Consider the following 20818-nt stretch of genomic DNA (forward strand, 5'->3'; position numbering starts at 1 on the left):
AAATATAAAATTGGGAGTATATAGAGGAGGTCAAAAAATGGTAAAATATGTAGAAGTGGCACAGACAATTATGGATGAAGTAAAGAAGGCAGTCATCGGAAAAGATGAATGTGTGAAAAAAATTTTGGCTGCAATTTTAGCAGGTGGTCATATTTTGATTGAAGATATACCAGGAGTGGGAAAAACGACAATGGCACTTGCATTTGCGAAGAGTATGAGTCTTGTACAGAATAGAGTACAATTTACTCCGGATGTGCTTCCGGCGGATATCACGGGATTTTCGATGTATGATAAAAAAAGAGGAGAATTTTATTATGAACCAGGGGCGGTGATGTGCAATCTTCTTTTGGCTGATGAGATTAACCGAACATCACCTAAGACACAGTCAGCACTTTTGGAAGTTATGGAGGAAGGAACGGTTACAATTGACAAGGTAACCAGAGAAGTTCCGCATCCGTTTATTGTAATTGCAACGGAGAACCCAATTGGTTCGGCCGGAACACAGATGCTTCCAGAAGCGCAGCTTGACCGTTTTTTTATCTGTCTTACAATTGGGTATCCAAATATGGAGCAGGAGATTGAAATTGTAAAAGGAAATCAAAGTGGGAATTTGACAGAGAGGATTAAATCTGTTTTGAAAGCGGAGCAACTTACGCTGCTGCAAGAAGAAGTGGAAGAAATGTATATTCACGATGTGATTTATAATTACATCGGTGAATTGGTCACAGAGACGAGAAAGCATCCAATGATTGAGCTTGGTATCAGTCCACGAGGGACTGTAGCACTTGCAAAAATGACAAAAGCAATTGCGTACCTGAATGGAAGAAGTTATTGTGTTCCGAAGGATGTACAGGAGATTTTTGAAAATGTGGCAAGACACCGCATCCAGTTGAATGCAAAAGCAAGGCTCAATCGTGTGAAGGTACAGGAAATCATAGAGGAGATTTTGATTAATGTACAAGCTCCTAATCCGAAGCATAGATAAAAGGAGTAGAACAGATGAAAAAAGGAATGTATATATTGCTACTAGCTGTTACGGTTTATCTGAATTTGCTATATGAGTGGCGGTCTGGTATTGCAGTATTAATGGCAGAAGTTGTATTTCTACTGTTTTGCTTGGTAATGGCAGTGCTTGGGATAAGAGGAATTACCGGGCATATAACAATGGATAAAATCATGTTGGAACAAAAAGAAATGTGTAATGTAAAGATGAGTCTGAAGAATCGAATGACATTTCCTGTTCCGGTCAAAGTGCAGTTTTGCTATCGCTATGTGGCAGATGAAAAAGAGAAAAAAACGGTGTATCGTGTGTATATGAATGGTAGGGAGGAACAGCACTTGATGTGTGAGATTACTCCGGAATACTGCGGAAAAATAGAGATTCAGATCAAAAAAATGGTCTGCTATGATGTGCTTGGTATTTGGGCAATTGCAAAAAGGTCAAAGGAAAAGTTACTTGCAACGGTGATGCCGAAAACATATCCAGTAAGCCTGATCGTGAGTAGCCGGACAAAGTGGTTTCCGGTGGATGGTGAATCGTATGCGCAGGATAGAAGTGGAGAGGATAGTGCGGAGATATATGATGTTCGGGAATATCAGGCGGGTGACCGGATGCAAAAAGTGCATTGGAAATTAAGTGCCAGAGAAGATGCGTTGTATATAAAAGAATTTAGTTATCCCTTAGGAGCGGCGGTTGTACTGCTGTTGGAGGAAGATGGGCAAAGAAATGGTGTCGGAAATCTGTTCATGGAGGCAGTAGTATCCATTTCGACAGCGCTTTTAGAACGAGAATGTGTGCATTATATAGTATGGAAAAAGAAAGATGAGAATGGAATTACGAGGGTTCTTGTTCGAACGGAAGAAGATTTATATGAATGTATTATGGAAGTTTTGAAATTTTCTAAAAACTGTCTGGAACAAAATGTGGAAGAACAGTATCGTTATACGTATAAAAATGATACCTATGCAGCAATGGTGAAAATAGATACAGGAATGCAACTGCAAATTAATGGAAAAGAAAAAATGAACATGCTTCAAGATGGATTGGAGAATTTTTTTCACACAGTTGAAATTGTCGTATAGGAGGACGTATATGAGAAAGTGGAAACATCATTATGCGATGCTGCTTTATGTCTATATGGGAGTGTTAGGAGTACTTCTTGCAGTTACAAACGCGTTTGAGTTGGAATATCAGAGAGCGAAGGTATTTTCATTTGTGTTGGTTTTTAGTGGAATTACAACCATGCTCTTTCTGATGAAAAAGAAGATTGGAAAACTTGTTGTCTGGATTGTTCCATTTGGAAGTATTTTAGTTTTATATTTGGTACAGAGAGAAAGTGTGCATGAGTCATTTTGGTATATAAAAGAGAAGGTATTGACAGCAATTGAAGATTACTTGAAAATTTATTTGGGAAGTAAGGGAAATGTGTCTGGAACGGCAGATTTTGGAATGCTTATGTTTGGGGCAATTATAGGAGTGTTACTTGCCTGTGGTATTGTGTGTATGAGACATTCATGGTTCTCTGTTGTGCTGCTAGGAAGCAGTATTTTGATTCCGTTTGCCGTGGGAAAAGTACCGCAGATAGCAGAGACGGCGCTCTGTCTGTTTGTGATTCCAGGAATTGTGTCAGAAAAAATGGGGAGAAAATTTCAGGCAAACAGACAGCCGGGAGTGATTGGAATGGCTCTTGCAGTAGTTGCATTTGGAGTGGGAAGTTTTTTTCAAGGGACTCAGATTCAAGATTATTTACAGGATAAGAATGGGGTTCCCAAACAGATTTCTCAATTCTTGGAAGAAAAATCATTGGCTCTTTTTGGAGAAGCAAAGGGAGGAGTCAGTGACGGAGAGGTTGGAGGAGCTGGGGTTTTTGCTAAGGATGACAAAAAACAACTGATAGTTACAACTAACACAAAACCGCAAGAAAAAATATATTTGCAAGGTTACATTGGCACTGTATATGAGGATAATCAATGGAAAGTAGATGAGAAAACACAATTTGAAAGCTGGATTACAAGACAAAAGGTGCAGACAGAGGAAGTAAGAAATCTTTTGTATGAGAACTTAAAAAATTTTGTTCAAGAAGAGGTACTTCATATCAAAAATGTAGGTGCAAATAAAGAGTATAAATATATTCCATATGGGGGATATTATACAAAGGAAGATGAAATTGTAGCTGATCTATATGTGAAAGGAGACACAAAATCTTATGAGATTCAATATCGCCCACTTGGAGATTTCAACTTTCAAGAATTAGAAAGTACAGAAACATCTCTGGAAAGTGCATATTTGGAATATGTATCGGAATACGATACAGAAGTGTCGCAATATATTGAACAGAGTTTTCAGAATGAGATGACAAATCATGTAATGGGAAGAGATGTCTGGGGCGTGATGAAAGAGATTCAAGAGACTTTGGACAAGCAGGCGGACTATAGCCTTCGACCTGGAAAGACACCAAAGGGGAAAGATGTCGCAGAATATTTTTATTTTGAGAATAAAAAGGGATATTGTGAACATTTTGCAACCGTTGCAACACTGATGCTTCGCATGAGAGGGATTCCTGCTCGGTATGTTGCGGGATATGTGGTGAAACCGAGCGCGTTTGTTAAGAACGATGAGGGAAGGTATGAGGCTGTTGTCACGGGCGCTTCTGCACACGCCTGGGCGGAGGCATATGTGCAGGGATGGGGGTGGATTCCGGTGGAAACGACACCAGGTTATTCTGAAGATGCCAGAGCCGAGGCAGAAGAGCAGACAGAAACACAACAACCACAACAGGATGAGTCGCAACAGGATACTAATGTGGAACAGGAGAAAGAAGAAACGGATGCAAAGAAGAATACAGTAGGGGTTGGTTTGCCAAAAGAAAATGAGGCGTCTGGATATCCGCAGTATGTTGCTTTTGGAATAGTTATCATAATACCTTTGACGGTATCTGCTCTGTTTGTTGGACGGAGGATATGGCTCCGAAGAAATCGAAAAATAGGAAGAAAAAAAGGATATGGAGGTCGCCTGAGAGACTTGTTTTATTCAATGTTTGAATTGCTTGTTCTCGCCAGAAAGATTGAAAAAAGTCAGGCGGTTGATGAGAAATTTGTTCAGAAACTTTGTGAAGCATATCCGAGTGTTCAAAAAGAGGAAGCAGAACAGATGTTGGAGCTTGTTTACCGGGAAAATTTTGGGAATGAAAAAATCCAAAAAGAAGAGTATCAAATGTGTCAAAAACTATATTCCAAGATAAAAAAAGAAGTGTCTGCTGATGTTACACTGTGGAAAAAAATCTGGTGGAAATACTGGTATGGTATTTCTTTATAGAATTGTGAAATATAGTTGAAAAATGCTACACAATGTCTTATAATAGATTTAGAAAGAACCTGAGATGTGCGATACTTCCATTATTTTGAACCTACAGTACTTTAAACGGGATTCTTATATCTCTGTAATATGTCAAGCCTCCGGTTTTTGCAGAGGAAGGCAGAAAAGCAGATGCGGTTGCCCACCTAGCGTTTGCTAGGAGTCAAAATATGGAAAACGGCATTTTGGGGGACTACAAAAGAGAAAAGCAGCTATGAAAGTAGCTGCTTATTTTAGTGTAAAGAATCCAGTACACTAGTTTCATAAAAAAAGATATTTTTGTATATATTATAAAAAAGAGTGGACAAGAGGTAGTTTGTGAAACAAAAATGGAATGAAAAATATATGTATTATGGAATAATGCTTTTTGTTGTTGCAATTTTTCTTGTGATTATGTTACCAGAAAGAAAAAAAGGAGAAACAGAACTTGATATTGAGTCGAAGCTTCCGAAGATACAACAAGAGGAGGCACAATCAAAGGCACAGCAACAGGCGCAGATGATTCGAGTAGTGATCAAAACGAATGGATTTCAAGAAATTGCACATGCAGAAATAAAATTTCAGGCAGAAGGGGGACTTATTGCGACTGCAGGAGATGAAAGAAGGGAGTATGGTCAAGGCGAGGTGTTTGCTGTCACACCTGATGATGCGATGTTTCAGAAAGGCACGATTAAAGTAGAATCTGTTGTGCCTGAAGATAAAATTACAGTTTCCAGTCTCAATAGAGGGTATGGAATACCGTCATATCGGGGAAGTTTTGAATTGTTTTCCAGTGCGGAAGGAATGATTCTTGTAAATGAACTTCCTTTGGAGGAATATCTGTATGCGGTCGTTCCAAGTGAGATGCCGGCGTCTTACGAGTTGGAAGCGCTCAAAGCACAGGCGGTCTGTGCGAGAAGCTATGCTTATAATCAGACACAAGGATTGTCTTATCCGGAATATAATGCACATGTAGATGACAGCACTTCTTTTCAGGTGTATGGGAATTCTAAGGAGCAGGAGTCGGCTATTCAAGCGGTAAATGAGACGCAGGGACAAAAATTATGGTATCAGAATCAGGTTGTAACTGCTTACTACTATTCTACTTCCTGCGGAAAATCAACCGGGATTGAAGCGTGGGGGACGACGCCGGATGAACAAAATCAGTATCTGCAAAGTGTGGAGATTTGCAAGGAAGATGGAAATGCATATGAAGCAGAACTCCCGTGGTATAGATGGAAGGCGGTAGTGCCGGAAGGGGTATTGTCTAATCTGATCGAACTAAACACAGCAACGGAAATAGGAACGCTTCAGAATGTGTCGGTCACAAAGCAGGGAGCAGGAGGTGTGGCACTTCAGATAGTGGCACAGGGAGATGATGGAAGCGTGACTGTCGATACCGAAAATAAGATACGAAGAGCTTTGGGAGGGAAAGGATACAAAATTGAAAAACAAGACGGGACAGTGGTGGACAGTCAAACTTTATTGCCCAGCGCGTTTTTCCAAATAGAGAAAAGTGAAGGAAATTATATTATAAATGGAGGTGGATACGGACATGGAATTGGGATGAGTCAGAACGGGGCGAATGAGATGGCGAAATGTGGGAAAACATACATAGAGATCTTACAATTGTTTTATCAGGGAGTGACGGTGGGGTGAAAGACACTTTACGAAAAGAATGTTTCGTGATATGATTGCGTAAGATAAAAAAGAGAAGGAATCGTTTTATGAGAGTCTTGATGAAAAAAGTAAATGAGTTTTTAGAAAAAGTAGGAAGAGACCATGTAGGGGCGTATGCGGCACAGTCTGCATTTTTTCTTGTACTTTCTTTGATTCCGATCATCTTGCTTTTGCTGACTTTGGTGCGATATACGCCGGTAACAAAAGCGGATGTGATGACGGCGGTCTATGAAGTGTTTCCGAAGACAATTCGTGCGACAATGATTTCTATTGTGAATGAAGTGTATAACCAATCACGTGCGGTAATCCCTTTGACAGCACTTATGACGATGTGGTCTGCGGGGCGCGGGGTGCTTGCAATCACAAACGGACTGAACTGCATTCATGAGGAAATTGAGACAAGAAACTATATTTTTTTGAGAATCCGGGCAGCTTTCTACACGGTACTTTTTATCATTGCGATTGTGTTGTCTCTTGTCCTGCTTGGATTTGGTAACAGTATTAGTATGTTTGTCAACGAACATGTTCCGATTTTCCGGTATGTGACGGATTTTATTATTGAAATTCGAACGGTTACGACGCTGTTAGTGCTGATTGTATTTTCTACCTGTATTTATCGTTTTCTCCCAAATCATAAGGGAAAGATGAAGTATCAGTTTCCGGGGGCTGTGTTTACGGCGTTTGGTTGGACGCTGGCATCTTTCATTTTCTCGGTTTACATGGATATTTTCAAAGGATTTTCCAATATGTATGGAAGTTTGACGACGATTGTATTGATTATGCTGTGGCTATATTTCTGTATGTATGTCATGCTTTTGGGCGGAGAAATTAATGTTTTGGTTGAGGAACATCTTGACATTACGAATTAATGTGTTAAAATGAAAAGGAATTTTGAATAGAAAAAGGCATGGAACGTGTTTAGTAGAGCACTATTTTCTAACAGAGAGAGGAAATCATCGGCTGGAAGTTTCCTTTAGTTCAAATGGGAATCGAATTTCGCACGGGAGCTGTATCTTTGAACGATATAAAGAAAAGTAGAAGATAACGTATCTGCACGTTACGCAGTCCGAGTGCTCACGGAGATTTCTGTGAGAAGTAGGGTGGTACCGCGATATAGCCTCGTCCCTTTTTTGGGGGCGGGGTTCTTTTTATAAGTAAAAAAATTAAAGGAGATAAAAACGATGAAAGAAAAATTACAAAGCATCAAAGAAGAAGCGTTGGCACAGATTCAGGCAGCAGATGCGCCGGAAAAATTAAATGATGTAAAAGTAAGGTTCCTTGGGAAAAAAGGAGAGCTTACAGCTGTTTTAAAAGGAATGAAAGATGTAGCGGCTGAGGACAGACCGAAGGTTGGTCAGCTTGTCAATGAAGCTCGCGAAGAGATTGAGACAGCTCTTAACAATGCAAAGACAGCAATGGAAAAAGCGATCCGTGAAGCAAAATTAAAAGAAGAGGTTATTGACGTTACACTTCCATCTAAGAAAAACATGGTTGGGCATCGTCATCCGAATACAATTGCGCTGGAAGAAGTTGAAAGAATTTTTATCGGCATGGGCTATGAAGTGGTGGAAGGACCGGAAGTAGAGTATGACGAATACAACTTTAAGAAATTGAATATTCCGGCAGATCATCCGGCGAAAGATGAGCAGGACACATTCTATATCAACAAAGACATCGTACTTCGTACACAGACTTCTCCGGTGCAGGCGCGTGTGATGGAACAGGGAAAACTTCCAATTCGTATGATCGCACCGGGAAGAGTGTTCCGCTCGGATGAAGTGGATGCGACACACTCACCTTCCTTCCATCAGATTGAAGGACTTGTGATTGACAAAAACATTTCATTTGCAGATTTGAAAGGAACACTGGAAGTATTTGCAAAAGAATTGTTCGGACCAGAGACAAAGACAAAATTCAGACCACATCACTTCCCATTTACAGAGCCAAGCGCTGAAGTGGATGTGACCTGCTTTAAATGTGGCGGAAAAGGATGCCGTTTCTGTAAAGGTTCCGGATGGATTGAGATTTTAGGCTGCGGTATGGTTCATCCACATGTACTGGAAATGTGCGGAATTGATCCGGAAGAATACAACGGATTCGCATTCGGTGTAGGATTGGAACGTATTGCACTGTTGAAATACGAAATCGACGATATGAGATTATTATACGAAAACGATATTAGATTCTTAAAGCAATTCTAGCGAGCACACACGAGAAGGAAGCACGAGCGAAGCGAAGTATTTACTTCTGTGTGCAAGCGGCGCGACAGAATTAGAAAGCAGTACAGCGTACTGCGCAGCATCGAAGAGGCTGAATTCTGGAGCTAGATAAGATATGCCAAAAAGTAGAAATTTTTAGGAGGATTTAGAAAATGAATACATCATTATCATGGATAAAAGCATATGTGCCGGACCTTGATGTCACAGCGCAGGAATACACAGATGCGATGACGCTTTCCGGAACAAAAGTAGAGGGATTTGAGGTGTTGGATGCAGACCTTGAAAAAATTGTAATTGGTCAGATTGATAAAATTGAGAAACATCCGGATGCGGATAAACTGGTTGTCTGCCAGGTGAATGTTGGAACAGAGACTGTTCAGATTGTAACCGGAGCGAAGAATGTATTTGAAGGGGCAAAGGTGCCGGTTGTATTAGACGGTGGACGTGTAGCGGGAAGCCATGATGGGAAAGTTGTAGAAGGCGGAATCAAAATCAAAAAAGGAAAGCTTCGTGGAGTGGAAAGTTTTGGTATGATGTGTTCCATCGAAGAACTTGGATCTACAACAGATATGTACCCGGAGGCTCCAGAGAACGGAATCTATATTTTCGAGGAAGGGGCAGTAGTTGGAAGCAGCGCGATTGAAGCACTTGGAAGAAATGATGTTGTATTTGAATACGAAGTGACATCAAATCGTGTGGACTGCTTTAGTGTAGTGGGAATTGCGAGAGAAGCAGCGGCAACTTTTAGAAAAGAATTCTGCCCTCCGGTTGTGACAGAGACTGGAAATGACGAAGATGTCAATGATTATATTAAAGTAACTGTGGAGAACACAGAGCTTTGCCCACGCTACTGTGCAAGAGTTGTGAAAAATGTAAAAATCGGACCATCTCCGAGATGGATGCAAAGAAGACTGGCTTCTGTTGGAATCCGCCCGATCAACAACCTTGTTGATATCACAAACTATGTGATGGAAGAGTATGGGCAGCCAATGCATGCTTACGATCTGTCTACGATTGCCGGAAATGAGATTGTTGTAAAGACAGCAAAAGCAGGAGAAAAATTTGTGACATTAGACGGACAGGAAAGAGAGATGGACGAATCTGTCCTAATGATCTGCGACGGAGAAAAATCAGTTGGCATCGCGGGTATCATGGGTGGAGAAAACTCTATGATTACAGATGATGTGCAGAACGTATTGTTTGAGGCGGCATGTTTTGATGGAACAAATATCCGTAAATCAAGCAAAAAAGTCGGACTTCGTACAGATGCTTCCGGAAAATTTGAAAAGGGACTTGACCCGAACAATGCGAAAGCGGCAATCGACAGAGCCTGCCAGTTGATTGAAGAATTAGGTGCAGGTGAAGTTGTCGGAGGAACCGTTGATGTATATGGAAAAGTAAAAGAACCGGTTCGCGTTCCATTTGATGCAGAGAAAATCAATGTGATGCTTGGGACAGATATTTCAGAAGAAGAAATGCTTGGATATTTTGAAAAAATCGGTTTGGAATATGATGCAGAGACAAAAGAAGTGATCACACCGACATTCAGACATGATTTATTCAGACTTGCAGACCTTGCAGAAGAAGTTGCAAGATTTTACGGATATGACAATATTCCGACAACACTTCCAAGGGGAGAGGCAACAACAGGAAAATTGTCATTCAAACTTCGTGTGGAGGAAGTAGCCAGAAATATTGCAGAGTTCTGTGGATTCAGTCAGGGAATGACATATTCTTTTGAAAGTCCAAAAGTATTTGATAAACTGTTGCTTCCGGCGGACTCAAAACTCCGTGAAGCGGTGGAGATTATGAATCCGCTTGGAGAAGATTACAGTATTATGAGAACAATTTCTTTGAATGGAATGTTAACATCGCTTGCGACAAACTATAACAGAAGAAATAAAGACGTTCGTTTGTATGAACTTGGAAATATTTATCTTCCAAAACAGCTTCCGGTCACAGAACTTCCGGAAGAACGTATGCAGTTCACACTTGGTATGTATGGAGAAGGTGATTTCTTCAGCATGAAAGGCGTTGTAGAAGAATTCTTTGAAAAAATCGGTATGCATGAAAAAGAGACATATGATCCAAACGCAGGAAAGACATTCTTGCATCCGGGACGTCAGGCAAATATCATTTACGGTGGAAAAGTAGTAGGATACTTGGGAGAAGTACATCCAGAAGTGGCAGATATTTACGGAATCGGGACAAGAGCTTATGTTGCAGTGATTGATATGCCGGAGGTAGTGGAACTTGCTACATTTGACAGAAAATATGAAGGAATTGCAAAATATCCGGCAGTGACTCGTGATATCAGTATGGTTGTGCCGAAAGAAATTTTGGTTGGTCAGCTCGAGGAAGTGATTGCGAAGAAAGGCGGCGCTTACTTAGAAAGCTACAAATTATTCGACCTTTATGAGGGAGCGCAGATTAAAGCAGGATTCAAATCTGTTGCATATTCTATTGTGTTCCGTGCAAAGGATAAGACGTTGGAAGAGGCAGATGTGACTTCTGCGATGACGAAAATCTTGAAGGCATTGGAAGAAATGGGAATTGAATTAAGACAGTAAATAAAAGAAGGAGAGTACCGTCGGATGGCGGTACTTTTTGTGTAAGACGAAACTAGATGTAGGAGGAAGAGGAGAATGGGCAAATGTGAAGTGGATATGCAAAAACAGATTAGTAATTTTATGGAACAAATTAAATTGCCAGAAGAAGGAAAAAGATGTGTGTTGCAATACGAAATGACAAGGGAAATATATCAAAAATGGAAGTCATTATTTTACGAAAATGAACAAGTATTTTTTCAAAAGCTAGAGAAGGAGCAAGAGAAAGAACAGCTTATTTTGTATCTGTACGTTCGTTTTGCGATAGAGCTCTATCCGCAGTATGTAAAAAGAGGAATATCAGATAAGATATTTTGGAATACTTTTTCAGATTTTACTATTTGGTATTGGCATTGCGTGAAAGAGAAAAAGATGATTGGACTTACAGAGGAAAGATGGTTGAAATGTCATTTGAAAATGAAACTATTTCGGTTGGGGCGGCTTCAGTTTGAATTGGATGAGAAGAAAAAGCAGATTCATGTACATGTGCCAGAGGGAGAACCGCTGTCTGAAACAGCCTGTGATGATGCATTTTTTCAGGCGGATAAATTTTTTGATCAATCATACCGCACATATGACTGTGAATCGTGGTTGCTATCACCGGCGCTTTTGGAAATGCTGGATGAAAATACAAGTATTATTCAATTTCAAAAGCGGTTTCAAATACAGAAAGTGAATATGCATGTTCGTCAGGCCGAGGAAAGAGTTTTTGGAGAAATACGTGAAGAGAAAGAAACTTACCCAGAAAGAACAAGCCTTCAAAGAGCTTTGAAAGACTATATTTTATCGGGAAAAAATCCAGGAGTCGGTTTTGGGGTTATCGATAGATGAATATATTAAAAGTAAAGAAATAAAAGTGGAGAATAACCATGCCGATACATGTTGTAAAAAGTGGAGAGACAATCTATTCGATCGCTCAGCTATATGATGTCTCAGCTGACCGGATTGTGTATGACAATGAGCTGGCAGCGCAGCAAAATCTTGTTCCGGGGCAAGCTCTTTTGATTCTGATGCCGAGTCGGGTTCATATTGTGAGAGAAGGACAGACGGTGGAGCAGATTGCGGAAGAATATAGTATCACGGTCAAAAATCTATATCAAAACAATCCGTTTCTGTTGAATCAGACCTATTTGTTAGAGGGACAGAGTTTGGTCATTTCTTATGAGGGAGAACCGCTTATGCAAGGTAGGATCAGCGGGTATGCATATCCGTTTATTGAGCCGTATATTTTGCGTGAGGTACTTCTTTATATAGATGAAATACTTATTTTTTCTTATGGATTTACGGCAGAAGGAGAATTGATACCACCTCAGATTGACGAGACGTGGGTGATTCAGGAGGCTTGGAATCAGCAGGTGGAACCGATTCTGGTGCTGACGCCGTTTGCGGAGACGGGGACCTTTAACAGTGGGTTGATTCAAATATTATCGGAAAATGAGACGGTTCAGGACAATTTGATTGAAAATCTTTTGGAGACAGTACGAGAAAAGGGGTATGTAGGTGTAGATGTGGACTTTGAATATATTCGGCCGGAAGATCGGGTAGGGTATGCAGATTTTGTGAATCGTTTACGGGAGACGATGAATGAAAATGGATATCGGGTGTCGGTGGCGCTTGCTCCGAAGACCTCTTCTTATCAAAAAGGGCTGTTGTATGAGGCAATGGATTATCATCTGTTGGGGCAAAGTGCAAATACGGTGTTTCTGATGACGTATGAATGGGGGTATACATACGGACCACCGCTTCCGGTAGCGCCGCTGCCAAATGTCCGACAGGTGTTGGAGTATGCCCTCACGGAAATTCCGAAAGAAAAAATTGTGCTTGGGATTCCTAATTATGGGTACAGTTGGCCACTTCCATATGAGCGGGGGGTGACAAAAGCAAGATTGATTGGAAATGTTGAGGCGAATGTCATCGCGGCAGAGCGAGGTGTGGAGATTCAGTACGATGAGCGTTATCAAAGTCCGTTTTTCTATTATGAAATTGGTGGAAGGAGATATGAAGTCTGGTTTGAAGATGTGAGAAGTATTTATGCAAAATTGCAGCTGGCTGCAGAAAAGGATATCCGTGGCGTCGGGTATTGGAACTTGATGCGTCCGTTTCGGGCAAACTGGCTGCTGGTGAATCAGATGATTCATTGAAAAAGGGGTGGCGTTTTTAGAACAAAGCATATATAATGTAATTATATATGCGAAAATGCAAATGAGGAAGAGGGGAAAGAGATGACAAACAAAAAAAGAGAGACATTTCAAAATCGGTTTGGCTTTGTGCTGGCATGTATCGGCTCTGCTGTTGGAATGGGGAATATCTGGCTGTTTCCATATCGTGTAGGCGAAGGTGGCGGTGCTGCATTTTTGATACCGTATTTTATATTTGTTTTTGTGCTCGGATTTGCGGGTGTTGCAGGTGAGATGGCGTTTGGACGTGCGATGAAAGCTGGTCCTATCGGGGCGTTTCGCGGAGCATCGAAGATGAGAGGCGGAAGATGGGGCGAGTTCGTCGGACTTGTGCCGACACTTGGTTCGCTTGGAATTGCAATCGGGTATTCGGTTGTTGTGGGATGGATTTTGAAATTTTTGGTCGGATCTGTGACGGGAAGTCTGATGAAAACAAAATCGGAAGAGTACTTCGGAGAGATATCTGCTTCATTTGGAAGTATTCCGTGGCATCTGCTTGGTTTGGTGATTGTGTTTGCGATCATGCTGTTTGGGATTGCAAAAGGTATTGAAAAGGTTAATAAGTTTATGATGCCTGCATTTTTCTGCCTGTTCCTGATACTGGCGGTGCGAGTGTTCTTTCTGGAAGGATCTGCATCTGGGTATTCCTTTTTGCTAAAGCCAAAATGGAGTGAACTTGGAAATGTAAAAACCTGGGTGTATGCACTTGGGCAGGCATTTTTTTCGCTTTCATTAGCAGGTTCAGGAACTATAGTTTATGGAAGCTATCTGAAAAAAGATGAAGATGTGATTGCATGTGCGAGAAACGTGGCGATTTTTGATACATTGGCAGCGCTTCTTTCAGCGTTTGTGATTTTGCCTGCAGTGTTTGCGTTCCAATTAGATCCAAGTGCAGGACCTGCGTTGATGTTCATTACGATGCCGAAAGTATTTCAGCAGATGCCGGTCGGAACATTTTTCTGTATTCTCTTTTTCGTGGCAGTTCTATTTGCGGCAGTCACTTCGTTGATCAATTTGTTTGAGACGCCGGTGGAGGCGATTCAGGAACGCTTTGGAGTATCGAGAAAGATAGCAGTCGCAATTGTGGCAGTTGTGGCTGTGGCGGTTGGAGTTGTCATTGAATCCGGTGATGTGGTAAGCACATGGATGGATGTGGTTTCAATTTACATTATTCCACTGGGAGCATTGCTTGCCGCAATTATGTTTTTCTGGGTATGCCCTCCTGGGTTTGCAAGAGAGCAGGTACAGATGGGACGAAAGAAAAAGATTGGAAAATGGTTTGAGCCAATGACAAAATATATTTTTGTTGGTTTGACGATTGTTGTCTATATATTGGGGATTTTATATGGCGGCATTGGATAAGAAAGGAAGTTTCAAAAAGATGAGAAAAGAAGATTTTTATTTTGATTTACCGGAAGAATTGATTGCACAGGATCCATTGGAGGACCGTTCAAGCTCAAGACTTTTGGTGTTGGATAAAGAGACTGGCAGGGTGGAGCACCATGTGTTCCGGGAGATTATAGATTATCTGCAGGAAGGGGACTGTCTTGTTATCAATGATACAAAAGTAATTCCGGCAAGGCTGATTGGTTCCAAAATCGGCACGGATGCAAAAATAGAAGTATTGTTGCTAAAACGAAAAGAAAACGATGTATGGGAGACGCTTGTAAAGCCTGGGAAAAAGGCGAAAGTGGGAACTCGAATCAGTTTCGGAGACGGTCGTTTAGTCGGTGAAGTCGTTGATATCGTAGAAGAAGGCAATCGTCTGATCCATTTTGAATACGAAGGAATTTTTGAGGAAATTTTAGATCAATTAGGACAGATGCCGCTGCCGCCGTATATCACACACCAATTGGAAGATAAAAACAGATATCAGACGGTATATGCGAAACATTCCGGCTCTGCGGCAGCTCCGACAGCCGGACTGCATTTTACTCCGGAGTTGTTAAAAGAGATTGAAGAGAAAGGCGTGCAGATGGCACGTGTGACTTTACATGTAGGACTTGGAACATTCCGTCCTGTAAAAGTCGATAATATATTGGAGCATCACATGCACTCAGAATTTTATCAGATTGAGGAAGAGGCGGCTGAAAAGATTAATCGTGCAAAAGAAAGCGGGCATCGCGTAATTTGTGTCGGAACAACAAGCTGTCGCACAATTGAATCTGCTGCAGATAAAAATGGAAAACTTCATGCGACGAATGGCTGGACGGAGATTTTCATTTATCCGGGGTATGAATTTAAGGTGTTGGATTGCCTGATCACGAACTTTCATTTACCGGAGTCTACATTGGTCATGTTGGTATCTGCATTGGCAGGAAGAGAACAGGTGCTCTCGGCTTATGAGGAGGCTGTGAAAGAAAAATACCGTTTCTTCAGCTTTGGGGATGCGATGTTTATTAAATAGACGGTGAAAAATGAAGTCTCGGAACTTGAAGTTCCGGGGCTTTTCTGTGTGATTGGAATAAATATCGGTTATTATGGGAATAGTCCTTGTATCAAAATTTAGGAGGGACTGCGTTGAGAATTCCAAAACATATTGCAATTATACCGGATGGAAATAGGAGATGGGCGACACAACATCAGATGGAGAAAAAAGATGGGTATCAGCACGGACTGAACCCGGGACTTGAAGTGCTGCGCAAAGCAAAGGAGTATGGAGTCGCGGAAATTACGTATTATGGGTTTACTGTGGACAATTGTAAACGGCCGAAAGTGCAGCAAAATGCATTTAAAAAAGCGTGCGTAGATGCAGTGCGGCTGATTCAAAAAGAAGGGAATGTATCGCTTTTGGTTGTGGGAGATTCGAGCTCAGTACATTTCCCGGAAGAACTTTTGAAATATACACAGAGAAAGGAAATCGGAATTGCTGATATCAAGGTGAATTTTCTTGTGAATTACGGCTGGGAATGGGATTTGAGCGCGATAAGAAAAGAGGGTATGGAGCAAGAGAATAATGTAATGACTCAAATACATTCGAAGGATATTTCCCGAATTGATTTGGTAATTCGTTGGGGAAATATGAGAAGATTGTCGGGGATGCTGCCTGTGCAGTCAGTCTACGCAGATTTCTATGTGGTAGAAAATCTTTGGCCGGATTATAAAGAAAGAGATTTTGATAAAGCAATCAGGTGGTATGACAAACAAGATGTAACTTTAGGCGGATAGCATCCGGAATAGTTTGATCATAATTTATTTTTATCTAAAAAGAAATTTTGTAGATTCTTCTAGTAAGATTTGTACAAGGTTTCTTTTTTTATTATTGTCTTTTAAAGCCTGTCTAATTTCAGGATTTTGTATAAAATTACAAAAATTATCAAAAATGAATTTAAATAATAGTAAAAATACATAAAAGAAAAGTGCTTAAATATAGATTTTTGCACAAATCTGTGTTAATATGAAGTGGTATATCGAGATGCACAAGGTGCAGAACGGAAAACTACAGTAAAAGGAGGTTTCAGGATGTGTTCTAAAACAGGAGGGGTTCCGTTTCATGGAACAAAAGAGCAGGAAGAGGCGTTATTGCAGGTGATTGCGGAATTGAAGGATGATAAAGGTGCTTTGATGCCCATTTTGCAAAAGGCTCAGGAAATATACGGGTATCTTCCGATAGAAGTGCAGACAATGATTTCAAATGAGACGAAGATTCCGTTGGAGAAAATATATGGAGTTGCAACGTTTTATTCACAGTTTACGCTCAATCCAAAAGGAAGATATCGCATTTCAGTCTGTCTTGGCACGGCATGTTATGTAAAAGGTTCCGGGGATATTTATAATTATCTGATGGAAAAGCTTGGAATCGTGGGTGGGGAGTGTACACCTGACGGTAAATTTTCACTGGATGCCTGCCGATGTGTCGGGGCATGCGGTCTTGCGCCGGTCATGATGGTAAATGATGATGTCTACGGACGTTTGACTGTAGATGACATAGATGATATTTTAGCAAAATATGATTAGGATCGTATGAAAATAGAAATGGAGGATATGCATGAAGTCACTGGAAGAATTGAAAGCAATCAAAGAAAAGATGCAGGGACAGGTAGAGTTTCGTTCAGAAGACGGAGTCTGGACAGAAGATAACCCGTATCGCAAGCATGTGTTGGTCTGCGGAGGTACCGGGTGTACTTCTTCCGGCAGCAAGAAAATTATTGAAAAACTGCATGAAGAGATTCGAAAAAATAGTCTGGAAAATGAGATTGGAGTCGTGAAAACAGGATGTTTCGGGCTGTGTGCGTTGGGGCCGATTATGATCGTTTATCCGGAGGGCGCATTTTATTCCATGGTAAAAGAAGAGGACATTCCGGAAATCGTATCGGAACATTTGTTAAACGGAAGAATTGTTACTCGTCTTTTATATCAGGAGACGGTCAGTGAAGATGGAATACTGCCGCTTCAAGAGACGGAATTTTATAAGAAACAAAAGCGAATTGCGCTTCGCAACTGTGGCGTGATCAATCCGGAAAATATTGAAGAATACATAGGGACGAGCGGATACGAGGCTCTTGGAAAAGTCTTGACGACGATGACACCGGATGACGTCATTCAGGTTATCTTGGACAGTGGACTGAGAGGACGCGGAGGAGCAGGTTTCCCGACGGGGTTGAAATGGAAATTTGCAAAAGGCAATCAGGCAGATCAAAAATATGTCTGTTGCAACGCCGATGAAGGAGATCCGGGAGCGTTTATGGATCGCTCGGTGCTCGAGGGGGATCCTCATGTTGTGTTGGAGGCAATGACAATTGCAGGATATGCAATCGGGGCGTCACAAGGGTACATCTATGTGCGTGCGGAATATCCAATCGCAATTGAACGTTTGGAAATCGCAATTCGTCAGGCGAGAGAGTACGGAATGCTTGGCAAAGATATTTTTGGAAGCGGATTTGATTTTGATATTGATTTGAGGCTGGGAGCGGGAGCATTTGTCTGTGGAGAAGAGACGGCATTGATGACATCCATTGAAGGAAATCGTGGTGAGCCAAGACCGCGTCCGCCATTCCCTGCATTGAAAGGCTTATTCCAAAAACCGACGATTTTAAATAATGTGGAGACTTGGGCAAATATTCCGCAGATTATTTTAAAGGGGCCGGAATGGTTTGCGGGTATGGGAACAGAAAAATCAAAAGGAACAAAAGTGTTTGCGTTAGGTGGTAAAATTCATAATACCGGACTTGTGGAGATTCCGATGGGAACGACACTTCGTGAGATTGTGGAAGAAATCGGCGGAGGAATTCCGAATGGAAAGAAATTCAAGGCGGCTCAGACGGGAGGACCGTCAGGCGGATGCATTCCGGCAGAACATCTTGATGTTCCGATCGATTACGACAACTTGATGGAAATTGGATCCATGATGGGATCAGGTGGTCTGATTGTTATGGATGAGAATACTTGTATGGTGGATATTGCAAAATTCTTTTTGGAATTCACGGTAGATGAGTCTTGCGGGAAATGTACACCTTGCCGTATCGGCACAAGACGTATGCTGGAACTTTTGGATAAGATTACAAAGGGGCAGGCAACCATGGAAGATTTGGATAAATTGGAGGAACTTTGTTATCACTTAAAGGATAACTCGCTCTGCGCGCTTGGACAGACGGCTCCAAACCCGGTACTTTCTACTCTGCGCTATTTCAGGGACGAATATATTGCACATATCGTAGATAAAAAATGCCCTGCGGGAGTCTGTAAAGAGTTGCTGCAATACAAAATTGATGCGGATAAATGTAAAGGCTGTACACTTTGTGCAAGAACGTGTCCGAACAATGCGATTATTGGATCGGTAAAAGAAGTACATATGATTGACCAGTCTAGATGCGTCAAATGTGGAGCATGTATGGAAAAATGCCGGTTTGGTGCTATTTACAAAGAGTAATAGGGGAGGTAAGATGATGGAAAATGTAACGATAAAATTAAACGGCAGAGCCGTGTCGGCGCCGGCAGGGTCTACAATCTTGGAAGCAGCACATTTGGCTGGAATCAAAATACCTACTCTCTGTTTCTTGAAAGAGATTAATGAAATCGGGGCATGTCGAATCTGTGTGGTGGAAGTAAAAGGTGCAAAGACTTTGGTTGCATCCTGTGTACATCCAATCAGTGATGGGATGGAGATATGGACGAATACACCGAAAGTGTTGGAGGCAAGAAGGAAGACTCTGCAGTTAATCTTGTCTGTTCATGACAGAAAATGTCTCTCTTGTGTGAGAAGTGGGAACTGCGAATTGCAGCAGTTGTGCCGTGAACTTGGAGTTGCAGAGGAAGACTATTTTGATGGTGAGAAAAATGAGTATGAATTAGATGTAACGGCGGCACATATGATTCGGGATAACAATAAGTGTATTTTGTGTAGACGATGTTCGGCAGTCTGTGAGAAAGTACAGGGAATCGGTGTGATTGGACCGAATCACAGAGGGTTTGCAACGAGTATTGGATCGGCGTTTGAGATGGGTCTTGGAGATACAAGCTGTGTGTCTTGTGGACAGTGTATTGCAGTCTGTCCGACTGGGGCTCTTCAAGAAAAGGATTATATAGATGAAGTGTTAGAGGCGATTGCCGATCCGGAAAAACATGTTGTAGTGCAGACAGCGCCTTCCGTAAGAGCGGCGTTGGGAGAAGAGTTTGGATATCCGATTGGAACTGACGTGGAGGGCAGAATGGTGGCAGCGCTTCGAAGAATCGGATTTGACAAAGTGTTTGACACGGATTTCAGTGCAGATCTCACTATTATGGAAGAAGCGCATGAATTTATAGACAGAGTACAAAATGGTGGTGTACTTCCACTTATTACTTCCTGCTCACCTGGATGGATCAAATACTGTGAACATTATTTTCCAGATATGACAGAGAATCTGTCGAGCTGTAAATCACCGCAGCAGATGTTTGGAGCAATTACAAAGACCTATTATGCCGAAAAGATGGGGCTGGAACCAAAGGATATCGTGTGTGTGAGTGTGATGCCTTGTACTGCAAAGAAATTTGAAATTGGACGCAAGGACCAGAATGCGGCGGGCGTACCGGATGTGGATATTGCTATTACAACAAGAGAGCTTGCAAGACTGATCAAACGTACAGGACTTGATTTTACAGGACTTCCGGAAGAGAATTTTGATGATCCGCTCGGAGAATCAACAGGAGCAGCAGTAATCTTTGGAGCAACCGGTGGTGTTATGGAAGCGGCACTTCGGACGGCGGTGGAGACGCTTACGGGAGAAGAACTCGCAAAAGTGGACTTTGAAGATGTACGAGGAACAGATGGAATTAAAGAAGCGACTTACCATGTAGCGGGAATGGATGTGAAAGTAGCAGTCGCATCCGGACTGCGAAATGCAAAAGAGCTGCTTGACAAAGTCAATGCAGGAGAAGCAGACTATCATTTCATTGAGATTATGGGATGTCCGGGAGGCTGTGTAAATGGCGGTGGACAGCCACAAGTTTCTGCGGATGTAAGAAACTTTACCGATGTGAGAATGGCACGTGCGAAAGTACTGTATGACAATGATGCAAAAAAAGCAATTCGAAAATCCCATGAGAATCCTTCGATTCAGAAATTATATGAAGAATTTTTGGGAAGACCGGGAAGTCATAAAGCGCATGAGATTTTACATACATCTTATGTAAAGAGAACGATTAATTTGCTCTAGTAATGACAAAAGGCAGATTGCTGTGTGATAAGACAATGATGATTGTTACACGGTAATCTGTCTTTTGTCTGTTTATAGCAAAAAATAAAAAAAGTATTTATACAATATATCTAAAAAGAAAAAAACTCTTTGGAAGAAATTGTAAATATGCTATAATGAACTATATGTG

The 20818-nt window shown here is 41.5% G+C and carries 15 protein-coding genes, 1 other RNA gene and 1 other annotated feature; all 16 genes read left to right on the forward strand.

Annotated features, from left to right (window positions below; genetic code table 11):
* The first annotated feature begins 37 nt into the window (after positions 1-37).
* The 16 genes from ACTQXY_RS03330 to ACTQXY_RS03405 all read left to right on the forward strand — a co-directional run bounded on the left by ACTQXY_RS03330 (position 38) and on the right by ACTQXY_RS03405 (position 20649).
* Entirely contained in the window at positions 38-985 is a 948-nt protein-coding gene (locus ACTQXY_RS03330) for an AAA family ATPase (protein WP_441658256.1), read from the forward strand.
* A gap of 14 nt (positions 986-999) precedes the next feature.
* The gene (locus tag ACTQXY_RS03335; protein ID WP_441658257.1) at positions 1000-2082 is read left to right on the forward strand and encodes a DUF58 domain-containing protein; all 1083 of its coding nucleotides are present in this window, start codon (positions 1000-1002) and stop codon (positions 2080-2082) included.
* Between the two features lie 10 nt (positions 2083-2092).
* The gene (locus tag ACTQXY_RS03340) at positions 2093-4315 is read left to right on the forward strand and encodes a transglutaminase domain-containing protein (protein ID WP_441658258.1); all 2223 of its coding nucleotides are present in this window, start codon (positions 2093-2095) and stop codon (positions 4313-4315) included.
* Between the two features lie 53 nt (positions 4316-4368).
* Positions 4369-4550: non-coding RNA, 6S RNA (ssrS, locus tag ACTQXY_RS03345), on the forward strand.
* A gap of 122 nt (positions 4551-4672) precedes the next feature.
* Positions 4673-5992 carry a SpoIID/LytB domain-containing protein gene (locus ACTQXY_RS03350; protein WP_441658259.1) on the forward strand — a complete coding sequence of 440 codons (1320 nt, stop codon included), beginning with the start codon at positions 4673-4675 and terminating at the stop codon, positions 5990-5992.
* Between the two features lie 68 nt (positions 5993-6060).
* The gene (locus ACTQXY_RS03355; protein WP_441658260.1) at positions 6061-6882 is read left to right on the forward strand and encodes a YhjD/YihY/BrkB family envelope integrity protein; all 822 of its coding nucleotides are present in this window, start codon (positions 6061-6063) and stop codon (positions 6880-6882) included.
* Between the two features lie 30 nt (positions 6883-6912).
* Positions 6913-7143 (forward strand) — a binding site (T-box leader).
* 51 nt (positions 7144-7194) lie between these two features.
* On the forward strand, positions 7195-8214 hold the full coding sequence (gene pheS / locus ACTQXY_RS03360) for a phenylalanine--tRNA ligase subunit alpha (protein WP_441658261.1): 1020 nt from the start codon (positions 7195-7197) through the stop codon (positions 8212-8214).
* A gap of 170 nt (positions 8215-8384) precedes the next feature.
* Positions 8385-10802, forward strand: coding sequence for a phenylalanine--tRNA ligase subunit beta (gene pheT / locus ACTQXY_RS03365; RefSeq protein WP_441658262.1), 2418 nt, complete (start codon positions 8385-8387; stop codon positions 10800-10802).
* A gap of 75 nt (positions 10803-10877) precedes the next feature.
* On the forward strand, positions 10878-11669 hold the full coding sequence (locus ACTQXY_RS03370; protein ID WP_441658263.1) for an acyltransferase domain-containing protein: 792 nt from the start codon (positions 10878-10880) through the stop codon (positions 11667-11669).
* A 38-nt stretch (positions 11670-11707) separates the two neighbouring features.
* Entirely contained in the window at positions 11708-12979 is a 1272-nt protein-coding gene (locus ACTQXY_RS03375; protein ID WP_441658264.1) for a glycosyl hydrolase family 18 protein, read from the forward strand.
* Positions 12980-13060: 81 nt separating this feature from the next.
* On the forward strand, positions 13061-14377 hold the full coding sequence (locus tag ACTQXY_RS03380; RefSeq protein ID WP_441658265.1) for a sodium-dependent transporter: 1317 nt from the start codon (positions 13061-13063) through the stop codon (positions 14375-14377).
* Between the two features lie 19 nt (positions 14378-14396).
* Complete coding sequence (queA, locus tag ACTQXY_RS03385) at positions 14397-15422, forward strand: tRNA preQ1(34) S-adenosylmethionine ribosyltransferase-isomerase QueA (protein ID WP_441658299.1); 1026 nt, start codon at positions 14397-14399, stop codon at positions 15420-15422.
* Between the two features lie 113 nt (positions 15423-15535).
* Positions 15536-16183 (forward strand): polyprenyl diphosphate synthase, encoded by a 648-nt coding sequence (uppS, locus tag ACTQXY_RS03390; protein WP_441658266.1) that lies wholly within the window; start codon positions 15536-15538, stop codon positions 16181-16183.
* Positions 16184-16477: 294 nt separating this feature from the next.
* Positions 16478-16972, forward strand: coding sequence for an NADH-quinone oxidoreductase subunit NuoE family protein (locus ACTQXY_RS03395; RefSeq protein ID WP_022250842.1), 495 nt, complete (start codon positions 16478-16480; stop codon positions 16970-16972).
* Positions 16973-17042: 70 nt separating this feature from the next.
* Positions 17043-18884 carry an NADH-quinone oxidoreductase subunit NuoF gene (gene nuoF, locus ACTQXY_RS03400; RefSeq protein ID WP_441658300.1) on the forward strand — a complete coding sequence of 614 codons (1842 nt, stop codon included), beginning with the start codon at positions 17043-17045 and terminating at the stop codon, positions 18882-18884.
* Between the two features lie 16 nt (positions 18885-18900).
* A complete protein-coding gene (locus ACTQXY_RS03405; protein WP_441658301.1) occupies positions 18901-20649 on the forward strand; it encodes an NADH-dependent [FeFe] hydrogenase, group A6 in 1749 nt (582 codons plus the stop codon).
* The last annotated feature ends 169 nt before the right edge of the window (positions 20650-20818 follow it).

Origin of the sequence: Faecalimonas sp. LCP19S3_D12, assembly GCF_052121495.1 — a bacterium.
Classification (GTDB): Bacteria; Bacillota; Clostridia; order Lachnospirales; family Lachnospiraceae; genus Faecalimonas.

Excerpts from the sequence above, each read along its gene's own strand:
- ACTQXY_RS03370 (WP_441658263.1), top strand. The coding sequence starts at position 10,878 with ATGGGCAAATGTGAAGTGGATATGCAAAAACAGATTAGTAATTTTATG.
- ACTQXY_RS03335 (WP_441658257.1), top strand. The coding sequence starts at position 1,000 with ATGAAAAAAGGAATGTATATATTGCTACTAGCTGTTACGGTTTATCTG.
- ACTQXY_RS03330 (WP_441658256.1), top strand. The coding sequence starts at position 38 with ATGGTAAAATATGTAGAAGTGGCACAGACAATTATGGATGAAGTAAAG.
- ACTQXY_RS03380 (WP_441658265.1), top strand. The coding sequence starts at position 13,061 with ATGACAAACAAAAAAAGAGAGACATTTCAAAATCGGTTTGGCTTTGTG.
- queA (WP_441658299.1), top strand. The coding sequence starts at position 14,397 with ATGAGAAAAGAAGATTTTTATTTTGATTTACCGGAAGAATTGATTGCA.
- ACTQXY_RS03355 (WP_441658260.1), top strand. The coding sequence starts at position 6,061 with ATGAGAGTCTTGATGAAAAAAGTAAATGAGTTTTTAGAAAAAGTAGGA.
- ACTQXY_RS03395 (WP_022250842.1), top strand. The coding sequence starts at position 16,478 with ATGTGTTCTAAAACAGGAGGGGTTCCGTTTCATGGAACAAAAGAGCAG.
- nuoF (WP_441658300.1), top strand. The coding sequence starts at position 17,043 with ATGCAGGGACAGGTAGAGTTTCGTTCAGAAGACGGAGTCTGGACAGAA.
- pheT (WP_441658262.1), top strand. The coding sequence starts at position 8,385 with ATGAATACATCATTATCATGGATAAAAGCATATGTGCCGGACCTTGAT.
- ACTQXY_RS03340 (WP_441658258.1), top strand. The coding sequence starts at position 2,093 with ATGAGAAAGTGGAAACATCATTATGCGATGCTGCTTTATGTCTATATG.
- pheS (WP_441658261.1), top strand. The coding sequence starts at position 7,195 with ATGAAAGAAAAATTACAAAGCATCAAAGAAGAAGCGTTGGCACAGATT.
- ACTQXY_RS03375 (WP_441658264.1), top strand. The coding sequence starts at position 11,708 with ATGCCGATACATGTTGTAAAAAGTGGAGAGACAATCTATTCGATCGCT.
- ACTQXY_RS03405 (WP_441658301.1), top strand. The coding sequence starts at position 18,901 with ATGGAAAATGTAACGATAAAATTAAACGGCAGAGCCGTGTCGGCGCCG.